Source organism: Streptomyces sp. NPDC025618, from assembly GCF_055558795.1.
This window is the reverse complement of the sequence record NZ_JBVHLW010000001.1, coordinates 148,246-158,285: the sequence shown is the minus strand read 5'-3', so window position 1 is coordinate 158,285 and position 10,040 is coordinate 148,246. Positions and strand designations below refer to the sequence as shown.

The 10,040-nt window shown below is 70.4% G+C and carries 8 protein-coding genes; 4 read left to right on the top strand and 4 right to left on the bottom strand.

Annotated features, from left to right (window positions below; genetic code table 11):
* Positions 1–126: 126 nt before the first annotated feature.
* Positions 127–3,669, bottom strand: coding sequence for a DNA polymerase III subunit alpha (gene dnaE, locus ACZ4A5_RS00695; RefSeq protein WP_467576591.1), 3,543 nt, complete (start codon positions 3,667–3,669; stop codon positions 127–129).
* A 126-nt stretch (positions 3,670–3,795) separates the two neighbouring features.
* On the opposite strand from dnaE, the gene ACZ4A5_RS00690 reads away from it, so the two are divergent.
* From ACZ4A5_RS00690 to ACZ4A5_RS00675, 4 genes are all read left to right on the top strand, one after another.
* Positions 3,796–4,443 carry a hypothetical protein gene (locus tag ACZ4A5_RS00690; protein WP_467576589.1) on the top strand — a complete coding sequence of 216 codons (648 nt, stop codon included), beginning with the start codon at positions 3,796–3,798 and terminating at the stop codon, positions 4,441–4,443.
* 40 nt (positions 4,444–4,483) lie between these two features.
* Entirely contained in the window at positions 4,484–5,308 is an 825-nt protein-coding gene (locus tag ACZ4A5_RS00685) for a thioredoxin domain-containing protein (RefSeq protein WP_467576587.1), read from the top strand.
* A 96-nt stretch (positions 5,309–5,404) separates the two neighbouring features.
* Positions 5,405–6,082 carry a hypothetical protein gene (locus tag ACZ4A5_RS00680; RefSeq protein ID WP_467576585.1) on the top strand — a complete coding sequence of 226 codons (678 nt, stop codon included), beginning with the start codon at positions 5,405–5,407 and terminating at the stop codon, positions 6,080–6,082.
* A gap of 58 nt (positions 6,083–6,140) precedes the next feature.
* Positions 6,141–6,977 (top strand): DsbA family protein, encoded by an 837-nt coding sequence (locus ACZ4A5_RS00675; protein ID WP_467576582.1) that lies wholly within the window; start codon positions 6,141–6,143, stop codon positions 6,975–6,977.
* Between the two features lie 43 nt (positions 6,978–7,020).
* Here ACZ4A5_RS00675 and ybaK read toward each other — a convergent pair whose 3' ends face one another.
* The 3 genes from ybaK to ACZ4A5_RS00660 all read right to left on the bottom strand — a co-directional run bounded on the left by ybaK (position 7,021) and on the right by ACZ4A5_RS00660 (position 9,966).
* A complete protein-coding gene (ybaK, locus tag ACZ4A5_RS00670) occupies positions 7,021–7,521 on the bottom strand; it encodes a Cys-tRNA(Pro) deacylase (protein WP_467576579.1) in 501 nt (166 codons plus the stop codon).
* Positions 7,522–7,540: 19 nt separating this feature from the next.
* Positions 7,541–8,278: an LON peptidase substrate-binding domain-containing protein gene (locus tag ACZ4A5_RS00665; RefSeq protein ID WP_467576576.1), complete on the bottom strand. Its 738-nt coding sequence runs from the start codon at positions 8,276–8,278 to the stop codon at positions 7,541–7,543.
* Between the two features lie 86 nt (positions 8,279–8,364).
* Complete coding sequence (locus tag ACZ4A5_RS00660; protein WP_467576573.1) at positions 8,365–9,966, bottom strand: oxidoreductase; 1,602 nt, start codon at positions 9,964–9,966, stop codon at positions 8,365–8,367.
* Between the last annotated feature and the right edge of the window lie 74 nt (positions 9,967–10,040).

Below are 10,040 nucleotides of genomic sequence, written 5' to 3'. Positions count from 1 at the left end.
CTAAGTAGGAACCCACCCCATCCCCCCGCCCCCCCCCCCCCCCACCCCCCCCCCCCCCCCCCCCCCACCCGCCGCCCCCCCCCCCCCCCCCCCCCCCCCCCCCCCCTCGTGGGCGGAGCAGGGGGTTCAGCCGGCCAGGCAGGACGGGCCGAGCAGCACCTTGAGGTCACCGAAGAGCGCCGGGTCGGGGTTGACCCGGTGGCGGTCCAGGCGCAGCACGGTCGTCTTGCGCGGGCCCTGGAGCTTGATGCGCACCTCGGTGGAGCCGCGGTGGTGGGTGAGCACCTGACCGAGCTTCTCCACCATGGGCGGGGTGACCTTCACCGTCGGGATCGTGATCACCACAGGGGCGTTGGTGCCCGCGTTGGAGAGGTCGGGGACCATCAGCTCCATGGCGACCAGGCGCGGGATGTCCTCGCGCTTGTCCAGCCGGCCCTTGACGAAGACGACGGCGTCCTCGACGAGCTGGGTGGAGACCAGCTGATAGGTGGCCGGGAAGAACATGCAGTCGATGGAACCGGCCAGATCCTCCACGGTGGCGATGGCCCAGGCGTTGCCCTGCTTGGTCATCTTGCGCTGGAGGCCCGAGATGATGCCGCCGATGGTGACGATCGCGCCGTCCGCGTGCTCACCGCCGGTGAGCTGCGAGATGGCCGCGTCGGCCTTGTCGTTGAGGATGTGCTCGATGCCGAAGAGCGGGTGGTCGGAGACATAGAGGCCGAGCATCTCGCGCTCCTGCGCCAGCAGATACGCCTTCTCCCACTCGACGTCGGAGAACTCCACGTCCAGGCCGAAGCCGGGGCCGTCGTCGGCGCTCTCGTCGCCCATGCCGCCGAAGAGGTCGAACTGCCCCTCGGCCTCCTTGCGCTTGACCTGCACCACGTTGTCGATCATCGGTTCGTAGTGCGCGGTGAGGCCCTTGCGGGTGTGGCCCATCTCGTCGAAGGCGCCGGCCTTGATCAGCGATTCGACGGTGCGCTTGTTGCAGACGACGGCCTCGACCTTGTCGAGGAAGTCGGGGAAGGAGCTGTACTTCCCCTTGGACTTGCGGCAGCGGATGATCGAGTCCACCACGTTCTGCCCGACGTTGCGGACGGCGGTGAGGCCGAAGAGGATCACGTCGTCGCCCTGGGCCGCGAAGTTGGCCTCGGACTCGTTGACATTCGGCGGGAGCACCTTGATGCCCATGCGGCGGCACTCGTTGAGATAGATCGCCGACTTGTCCTTGTCGTCGCGCACCGAGGTGAGCAGCGCGGACATGTACTCGGCGGGGTAGTTGGCCTTGAGATAGGCCGTCCAGTAGGTGACCAGGCCGTACGCCGAGGAGTGGGCCTTGTTGAAGGCGTAGCCGGCGAAGGGCACCAGGACATCCCACAGGGCCTGGATGGCCTCCTCGGAGAAGCCCTTCTTCTGCGCGCCCTCCTTGAAGAAGACGAAGTTCTTCGCCAGCTCGTCGGGCTTCTTCTTGCCCATGACGCGGCGGAGGATGTCGGCCTCGCCCAGGGAGTAACCGGCGATGATCTGGGCGGCCTTCTGCACCTGCTCCTGATAGACGATCAGGCCGTAGGTGACGCCGAGGACCTCCTTGAGGGGCTCCTCCAGCTCCGGGTGGATCGGCGTGATCTCCTGCTGGCCGTTCTTGCGCAGCGCGTAGTTGGTGTGCGAGTTCATGCCCATCGGGCCCGGCCGGTAGAGGGCCGAGACGGCGGAGATGTCCTCGAAGTTGTCGGGCTTCATCAGGCGCAGCAGCGAGCGCATCGGCCCGCCGTCGAACTGGAAGACACCGAGCGTGTCACCGCGGCAGAGCAGTTCGTACGTCGTCGGGTCGTCCAGCGGGATCTGCAGCAGGTCCAGCTCGACGCCCTTGTTGGCCTTCACCATCTTGACGGCGTCGTCCATGATGGTGAGGTTGCGCAGGCCCAGGAAGTCCATCTTCAGCAGGCCGAGCGACTCACAGCTCGGGTAGTCCCACTGCGTGATGGTCACGCCGTCGGAGGCCCGGACCCAGACCGGGACGTGGTCGGTGATCGTCTCGCTGGACATGATCACGCCGGCCGCGTGCACGCCCATCTGCCGGACGAGGCCCTCGACGCCGCGGGCGGTGTCGATGACCTTCTTGACGTCCGGCTCGTTCTCGTACATCCCGCGGATCTCGCCGGCCTCGCCGTAGCGCGGGTGGGAGGGGTCGAGGATGCCGGAGAGCGGGATGCCCTTGCCGAGGACGTCGGCGGGCATCGCCTTGGTGAGGCGGTCGCCCATCGCGTACGGATAACCCAGCACGCGGGCCGAGTCCTTGATCGCGTTCTTGGCCTTGATGGTGCCGTAGGTGCCGATCATGGCGACCTTGTCGGCGCCGTACTTCTCGGTCACATAGCGGATCACCTCGGCGCGCCTGCGCTCGTCGAAGTCGATGTCGACATCGGGCATGGAGATGCGCTCGGGGTTGAGGAAGCGCTCGAAGATCAGGCCGTGCTCGATGGGGTCGAGGTCGGTGATGCCCATGGCGTAGGCGACGATCGAGCCGGCCGCGGAGCCCCGGCCGGGGCCGACCGCGATGCCGTTGTTCTTGGCCCACATGATGAAGTCGGCGACCACGAGGAAGTAGGCCGGGAAGCCCATCGAGATGATGATGTCCATCTCGTACTCGACCTGCTTGAGGCGGTCCTCCGGGATGCCACCGGGGTAGCGGCGGGCCATGCCGCGCATGGTCTCCTCGCGGAACCAGCTGGTCTCGGTGTGCCCCTCCGGCACGTCGAACTTCGGCATCAGGTCGCGCTTCTCGAACCAGCCCGTGGTGTCGACCTGCTGCGCGACGAGGAGGGTGTTGGCGCAGCCCTCCTGCCAGGCGTCGGAGGAGTCGATGGCGTACATCTCCTCCGTCGACTTCAGGTAGTAACCGGTGCCGTCGAAGCGGAAGCGGTCCGGGTCGGAGAGGTTCTTGCCGGTCTGGATGCACAGCAGGGCGTCGTGGGCGGCCGCCTCGTGCGCGTAGGTGTAGTGCGAGTCGTTGGTGACCAGCGGCGGGATGCCGAGCTTCTTGCCGATCTCCAGCAGGCCGTCGCGGACCCGGCGCTCGATCTCGATGCCGTGGTCCATCAGCTCCAGGAAATACCGGCCCTCGCCGAAGATGTCCTTGTAGTCACTGGCGGCCTGCACGGCCTCGTCGAACTGGCCGAGCCGCAGCCGGGTCTGCACCTCGCCCGACGGGCAGCCGGTGGAGGCGATCAGGCCCTCCGACCACTTGGAGATCGTCTCCTTGTCCATACGGGGCCACTTGGTCAGCCAGCCCTCGGCATAGGCGTCGGAGGACAGCCGGAAGAGGTTGTGCAGGCCCGTCTTGTTCGCCGCCCAGATCGTCTTATGCGTATAACCACCCGAACCGGACACGTCGTCGCGCTTCTGGTGCGGCTGGCCCCACTGGATGCGCCGCTTGTTGCGCCGGGACTCGGGCGCCACATACGCCTCGATGCCGATGATCGGCGTGATCTCCGCCTTCTTGGCCTGATGGAAGAAGTCGTACGCCCCGTGGAGGTTGCCGTGGTCGGACATCGCGATGTGGGTCATGCCCATCTCATTGCACGCGTTGAACATGTCCTTGAGCCGCGCGGCACCGTCCAGCAGGGAGTACTGCGTGTGTACGTGCAGGTGCGTGAAGGGCGGCTTGGTCACGGTGGAAGACCTCCGGCGAACGGTCGGCGACAGCGGGGAGACAGCATTGAAGGTTACCGGCCCCCACTGACAGCCGAGGGCCCGCCGGGACGCCTCGGGGCTTTGGTCGACGTTTACCCGGGACCCATGACAGACTCGTCAGTCATGGACATTTCGGCGGCGGCCCCGAGGGCGGCGCGGGCGGCGGTCTTCACGGCGCTGTGCGTGCTGCTGTCCGCTGCCTCCCATGTCCTGCTGTCCGGCGTCGCCCTGCCCCTGCCGGCCGTCGCCGCCACCTCGGCCGCCGTCTTCGCGCTCGCCTACGCCCTCGCGGGCCGCGAGCGCCCCTTCGGCCACATCGCCGCCCTGCTCGTCCCCCTGGAACTGGCCGCCGACGCCGTCTTCACCACGGGACAGCGCACCTGCTTCGGCACGGACGGCCACCCCGTCCCCGGCGCGCTCACCGCGCTCTGCGGCGGGGGAGCGCTCCACGGCCCCTTCGCACCGGTCACCGGCCCGGACACCGCCTCCTGGCTGCTCCTCGCCGGGCACATCGCCGTGGGCCTGCTGGCCGCCGCCTGGCTGCGCCGCGGCGAGGCCGCCGCCGTCCGGCTGCTGACCGCCGTCGCGGCGGCCGCCTTCCGGCCCCTCCCGCCCGCCGCCGCCCCCCTGGCCGTACGGCCGGGCGGCGCGCGCGTAAGGCCCGTGCGCCACGCGCGCGTGCCCCACACCCCGCCCTGGCTGACGCACTCCGTCGTCCGCCGTGGTCCGCCGCTCGGCGCCGCCCCCGCCTGAGCAGAGAAGGACCACAGCACCACACACGGAGAAGTCACCCATGAGCAAGCGCAACAGCCAGCAGAACAAGCAGGCCGCCCGCGAGCGGCTGCGCGCCGAGCGCGAGCGCCAGGCCAAGAAGGACAGGACGCGCCGCCAGCTCGTCGTCGGCGGCTCGGTCGTCGCGATCCTCGCCGTCGCCACGGGCATCGGCGTCGCCGTCTCCCAGATGGGCAAGAGCGGCTCGGACTCCGCCTGGACCGCCGCCGCGAAGAAGGACCTCGTCAAGCCCGCCAACACCGCGGGCGACAAGGGCACCGAGATCGTCATCGGCGATCAGAAGGCCAAGCACACCCTGGACCTCTTCCAGGACATGCGCTGCCCGATCTGCTCGGTCTTCGAGCAGAACGTCGGCGGGACGATCGACAAGGACGTCAAGGACGGCAAGTACAAGGTCTCGTACCACGTCGCGACCTTCATCGACCGCAACCTCAACGGGACCGGCTCCAAGAACGCCCTCAGCGCGCTCGGCGCCGCCCTCAACGTCAGCCCCGAGGCGTTCAGCGCGTACAACAAGGCCCTCTACGCCAAGGACAACCACCCGCAGGAGACGAAGGACGACTTCGCCAAGGACGACGTCCTGCTGAAGATCGCGGACCAGGTCCCGGCGCTCAAGGGCAACGCCGACTTCCGCAAGAACGTCGAGGACGGCACCTTCGACAAGTGGGCCCTGGAGGTGTCCGACGCCTTCGACACCCACAAGGACATCACCGGCACCCCGACCGTCAAGCTCGACGGCAAGAAGCTGACCGGGCCGGACGGCAAGAACGCCCCGATCACCCCGGACCAGCTCACCAAGGCGCTCGACGAGAAGCTGAAGTCCTGACCTCTTCGGCCCCCTGCGCCCCAGGCGTCCCGTCCCCGCCAACGATGCCGAATCTTGACACGACACTTACCCGAGAGCGTGGCAAACTTCCGCTTCATGGAGGGGACGGGAGTTCGACTGAGGGCGTTGCGTGCGACGCTCTTCACGGCACTCTGCGTCACGCTCTCCGCCGCCTCCCACGTCCTGCTCTCCCGGGCCCCGCTGCCCCTGACCACCGTCGCCGTGCTGTCCGTCGCGTTCTTCGCGATCGCCTACGCGCTGGCCGACCGTGAGCGCGGATACGGGCGGATCGCCTCCCTGCTCATCCCGCTGGAGCTGACGGCCGACACCGTCTTCACCACCGGCCAGCAGGCGTGCTACGGACGGGCGGGCGGGCCGATAGCGGGCCCGCTGCACTCCATCGGCGTCGACCTGGTCTGCCGCGGCGGCGACTTCGGCACCCCGATCGCCCACATCGCCGGGCAGGGCGCCCCCGCCACCGGCGCGGACTCCGCCGCCCTGCCCTGGCTGCTGCTCGCCTGCCACATCACTGTGGGCCTGCTGGCCGCCGCCTGGCTGCGGCGCGGCGAGGTGGCCCTGGCCCGGCTGCTGCGCGCGGTGGCCGCGTTCGCCTTCCGCCCGCTGCTGCTGGCCGTCGCCGCGCTCACCGCGGGCGCCCGGCCCCACCGGGCCCCGGGCCGCCCCGCCCGCCGCGTGCCGCCCCCGCGCACCCTCCCGCTCCTCGTCCACTCCGTCGTACGGCGCGGACCGCCCCTGTGCCTCGCAGCTGCCTGACGCACTGCCCCCAGCACAGCGGTCCCCCACCCATCCGTACGTCACCGGAGAAGACATCATGAGCAACCGCAACAACCCCCAGAACAAGCAGGCCGCCCGCGAGCGGCTGCGCGTCGAGCGCGAACGCCAGGTCAAGAAGGACAAGGCCCGCCGCCAGTTCTTCGTCGCCGGGTCGATCGTCGTCGTCCTCGCGATAGCGGGCGGCATCGGCTACGCCGTGTCCAACATGAACGACAAGGGCGGCTCCGGCAAGGGCGAGTGGGCGGCCATGGCGAAGAAGGACCTCGTCAAGCCCGCCAACACCACCGGTGAGAACGGCAACGAGATCGTCATCGGCGACCCCAAGGCCAAGGAGACCCTCACCCTCTTCGAGGACGTGCGCTGCCCCGTGTGCGCCATGTTCGAGCAGAACTCCGGCGAGCAGCTGCGCCAGGACGTCAAGGACGGCCGCTACAAGGTCCGCTTCGTCATGGTCAACTTCATCGACGACGGCCCGGCCGGCGGCTCCGGCTCGAAGAACGCCGTCAGCGCCCTCGGCGCCGCGCTGAACGTCAGCCCCGAGGCGTTCGTCGAGTACAAGGAAGCGCTCTACTCCAAGCAGAACCACCCCGAGGAGACCGACGACGCCTACGCCGACAACAAGAAGCTCCTCGACGTCGCCCAGCAGGTCCCGGCCCTCAAGGGCAACAAGGACTTCGAGAAGAACGTCAACGACCACACCTACGCCAAGTGGGGTCTGGAGATGGGCAAGCTCTTCGGCAAGAACGGCATCAACGGCACCCCCACGCTCCTGCACAACGACAAGAAGCTGACCACCCCGAACTCGGCCAACCCGCCGATCGCCAAGGAGGACTTCGTCTCGGTGATCGACAAGGAGTTCGGCCCGAAGAAGTAGCCGGCCGCCGGCGGGAGGACGGGACCCGAGCCCCGTCCTCCCGCTACCGGCCCCGGGCGACCGGGGCGAGGACCGCGCCCGTGAGGGCCGCCAGGCCGGCCGGGGAGAGCTCGACCTCCAAGCCGCGGCGGCCGGCGGAGACGCAGACGGTGGCGTACGACTCCGCGGACGCGTCCAGCACCGTCGGCAGCTTCCTGCGCTGCCCCAGCGGCGAGATCCCGCCCCGTACGTACCCCGTCGCGCGCTCGGCGGCCGCCGGGTCGGCCATCGCCGCGCGCTTGCCGCCCACCGCCGTCGCCAGCGCCTTGAGGTCGAGCGACCCGGACACCGGCACCACCGCCACGGTCAGCGCGCCGTCCACCTCCGCCACCAGCGTCTTGAAGACCTGCCCGGGATCGACGCCCAGCGCCTCGGCCGCCTCCTCGCCGTAGGAGGCCACGGCGGGGTCGTGCGCGTACGCGCGCACCGTGAACGGCACGCCCGCCCGCTCCAGGGCGACGATCGCCGGGGTCCCTCCGGACTGCTGCTGCTTCCGCTTCTTCACCGCGCCCTCCCGGCCGCGCTCAGTTGGGGCTGGTCGGCTGCTGGGTGAGGTCCACCGCGGGCACCGACGGCAGCTTGGCGATCACCGCGGTCTCGGCCCGCAGCACCTTCAGCTCCTCCGCGAGCCTGCTCGCGGTGTCGGGCGCCTGGAGCAGCCGCTGCTTCGCGGGCGTGTCGAGCATCGCCGCCGCCGCGACCAGATACGACAGCACGGACGGCTCCCCGGGCAGATCCACCTGCCCGGCGAGCGAGCTCTCCGCCGCGCCCGCCAGCCGCTTCTGGTACGCGCGGAAGGCCCGCACGACCCCGGTGGCGAGCGCGCCCGCCCCGTCGCCCTGCTCCTCCTCCAGATACTCCACCTCGCCCGTCAGATACGGGCCCGAGGTGTCCACGGACAGCAGCCGGAAGCGGTTCGTGCCGGAGGAGAGCACCTCGAACGTGCCGTCCGCGCGCTCGCGGATCGTGGCCGCCTCCGCCACACAGCCGACCGAGTAGAACGACCTCAGCGGATCGGCGCCGAAACCGGACGCCGGCCCGGGCTCCGGCCGGGCCCCCTCCGGCAGGCCCGGCGCGGTGGGCGCGACCTCGTGGCCGTCGCGGATGGCGACGACCCCGAAACGGCGCGGCTCGTCCTCCGGCAGCTCCGACAGATCGCGCATCAGAGCGCGGTAGCGCTGCTCGAAGACGTTCAGCGGGAGGACGAGGCCGGGGAACAGCACGGTGTTGAGGGGAAACAGGGGGAGGCGCGCGGTGGTCACAGCCCGTAGCCTAATGGCCTGGACGGTCGGCCGGTCGGGGCTTTTCCCCGGCGGCCCCCGCCCCGGCTGTGTGCCCCGGCCCGCGCTCACTGGCGGCGCAGCAGGCGGGACGCCCCCGCCGCCACCGTCGTCGCCAGGACCCAGCCCAGCAGGATCAGGACCGCCACCACCCACTGCGCCACTCCTGTCGGCCGCCACGCCTGCCCCTGGCCCAGGTCGATGACCGGCAGCAGGAGATCCAGGGCGTAGAGCCCGGGATTCCACGCGGGCCCCTCGTGCTCCTTGATGGGCTCCAGCGGGTGGCAGGTGAAATAGACCGTGGCCGCGGCCCACAGCACCACCATCCACACCGCGGCCCGGCCCGGGCGATAGCCGTACGCCACCGTCCAGTCCTGGAGATACCCCCACGCCTTGCCCGCCGGCGGCAGCGTCTCCCGCCGTCTGCGCTGCTTGGCCAGCAGCACCGCCCGCGCCTCGGCGTCCTCCCCGCTGTCCCGCAGCACACCGGCCAGCCGCTCGTACGGCTCCGGCGCGTACTCCGGGGTCGCGGCGGCCACCCACTCCAGCCGTCCGCTCAACGGGAAGTGGCCCAGCGGTATCAGGTTCTCGTAGAAGAAACCGGCCATCACCAGCCCGCCGGGCCCCGGCCAGCTCTCCGCCCGGTCGACGAGATTGACGACCCGGGCGCCCGACAGGACGACCCGGCCGCGCTGCCCCCACTCGCCGAGGAAGCGCAGCTCGGGCGTCTGGATCCGGCGCAGCGACAGCTCCTGGTCCGCATCCAGCACGAAGCGCGCCTGGCTGAAGTCCACCGCGTCACCGAACCGCCCGTCGTCCAGCCGCACCCCGCCCTGGCACTCGAAGCGCTGCGTGCGGGTGCCCCGCTCGGGGGTGGTGACGATGCCGTACGGCGGAGTGAAACCGCTCGCGAAGGCGGCGCTGCTGTACCCGGCCGTCGTCAGATAGAGGGTGCGCTCGACCGTCATCTGCGGGGCGTTCAGCGCCCGCCGCCCGTACGGATTGCTGAGGGTGCTGCCGCGCAGGCTGAGCGAGACCCCTATGGTCGCGCCGCGCATGCTCAGCTCGCCGTACGACCGCATCAGCTCCGCCTGGAGGTCCTGCCCGACGGACATCCCGTCGGCTGCGATCGACACCCCCCGCCGGTCCCGGCGCACCACCAGCTGATTGAGCAGCAGGTCGGTCCCTATGTGGGCGTCGGTCAGGCGGATGCCGTTCTGCACGACACAGCGCGTCAGATGCAGATCGCCCTCCGTCCGCAGCCTGGCGGCCTCCAGCCGGGGCATGGTGCAGCCGACCAGCCGCAGCGTGGTGAAGCGGCACTCCGGCAGCAGCACCCGCTGGTCGAAGCGGCAGCCGATCACCTCGACGTACGGGACGACGGTGCCGCCCGAGAGGTCGAGCGTGCCCGTGATGCGTACGCCGTTGAGCTTGAGCGCCGAGACCCGGCCCGGCTGGGCGGGCGGCCCGTCCAGGAGGAGCAGGGCGACGATCCGGGCGCGCACACTGCGCTCCGGGCCCCAGGGGTGCGGACCGCGGGGGTCGTTGCGCTCGGGCTCCGGGGCACGCAGATCGTGGGTGCTGCCCATCCGGAACGCCTGCCACATCCCCCATTCGGCGGTCGAGAGATCCAGCCCGGTGGGTGGTTCGCCGTCGTGCGGATCGGTCACGGACCGTGCCCCCTTCCGCCACGCATACCACTCGGTACCGTCCCCATTCCCGCCCCGTGACCGCTTGAACACCC